1 protein-coding gene is annotated in these 1,777 nt (G+C 60.5%); it reads left to right on the forward strand.

The annotated features are described in order from the left end of the window. The first annotated feature begins 115 nt into the window (after positions 1-115). Complete coding sequence (locus AC1DYI_RS34440; RefSeq protein ID WP_477208596.1) at positions 116-523, forward strand: VOC family protein; 408 nt, start codon at positions 116-118, stop codon at positions 521-523. Positions 524-1,777 lie beyond the last annotated feature (1,254 nt).

Genomic DNA, 1,777 nt, shown 5'->3' on the forward strand with positions numbered 1-1,777 from the left:
GCGGCAAGCCGCAAGCCGCCCCTTACCTCGAACGTTAGGCCCCATGAAAACGAACACCCCACAAATCATCGCGCGGCAAGCCGCAAGCCGCCCCTTACCTCGAACGTTAGGCCCCATGAAAACGAACACCCCACAAATCATCGCGGCGAACCCTATCCTCGCCGTGCTGGTGCACGTGCCCGATGTTCGAGCGGCTCTCAAGTGGTACGAGAGCGCCCTGCCAGGTGCCGTACGAAAGCGACTCTCGGAGCCAGAATCGCTCGAATACCTCGAGCTTGGTGGCGTCATGCTCGAGATCGTGCCGGCAGATGAAAAGGTCACCAATGCCGCAGCAGGCTCCGTGGTCTACTGGAACACCCCTGATTTCGAAGCCTCTTTGTCCCACCTGCTCAGTGTGGGGGCAACGCTCTATCGCGGCCCTGGTGACATCGAGTATGGTCAAAGAATGTGCCAGGTCCGTGATCCGTGGGGCAATTGCGTTGGCCTGCGCGGGCCCGTGCTCGGGGCCAGCAGTGTGGCCTAACCCCTCCGTCAAGGGGACGTCCCGCAGGCGGGCCGCCCCTTACGTCGAACGTTAGGCCCACAGCCGGGTTAAAGGTTCAGTTCACTTGAAGCGCCTTCCGCCAATCAGCTTCTCAAGGCCTCGATCTCGATGCCTTGTGCTCAAGGGAGAGGCGCGCTCGCTTCAGCGTCGGCGCGGGCTGTCCGTCCTTCGGCGGCCAGCGCACGGTCAGTGGTCGCTTCGGCCTTACGCCTGCCAAGTAGGTCAAGAAATTGAAGCCTTGGCGCTCTGTCGTGGTTCAACAGTGCCTGCGGTCACGGCCGGAGCCTGGGGTGGGCGCTGCTACTGGGCCGGTTCTGCCGTCTAGGCAGGCGGGCCAAACTGAAACACCCGCAACCCCGGTGCTGCATATCCGGGCCCCGGTCGGCCGAGTAGCATCTCCAAGTTTTTCGGGTCCGTCTGCCTTGCACAGCAAGTCCAACACGGTTGGTGCATCTCCGGTGCCTAACCCCTCCGTCAAGGGGACGTCTTGCGCCAGGGCGCAAGCCGCCCCTTACGTCGAACGTTAAGCACCAGAGGGAATCCAGGGAGTCCGTATCTTGAGCCGTCTTCTATTCCGCGCGTTGGTTCTATATTGCTGCTTAGCATCTGCCTTGGCAGCCGTGTTCGTGGCTKTCGCCTTCCTGTTGTCCTGGCTTTCGGCAGCTCAGTGGCTATCAATCGTCGCATCCTTCGCGGGGCCAGCTCTGCTTCTCCTTCTTCTACCGTGGCTTGYTCTCGCCTACATTCTTGCAAGCTCACGTTTCTCGGTCCGCTGGCATTGGCTCACCTCGACTGTTGCGGCACTGCTGGCAAYAGAAGGTCTTCAACTGCTGCACTCCCCATCACAAGGGCTCGGCTTTGCGAGGCAAGTGCGCGCTGCCTGCAATAGTCAGCCTGGCGAATTCGTCAGTCAAGCCAACTTCCTGTCTTGCGCCCTTAGCACATGGTCAGCTTTAGTCCAAGGTTYCGTCGTCAAGGTGGCCGTCGCAGGCGCTTTCCTTTTCTTGGTGGTGTGGGTGCAGAAGCGCGTCTTCCCCCGGCGAGCATGAATCGCCTGGGCCGACTCAAGGATGAAGTGCAACACCAGCGATGTCGGTGACTTTGAGTTGAGAGAAGACTTCGTGTGGAGTGCGGAAGCCGAGGATCTTGCGAGGAGTGTTGTTGAGGACGAACTCGAGGTTGCGCAGATCTTTGTCGGTAAGGGGCGAGAGGTCAAGGCCCTTGGGGAGGAAC

The sequence above is a fragment of the Ideonella sp. P3_A4 genome, from assembly GCF_056403075.1.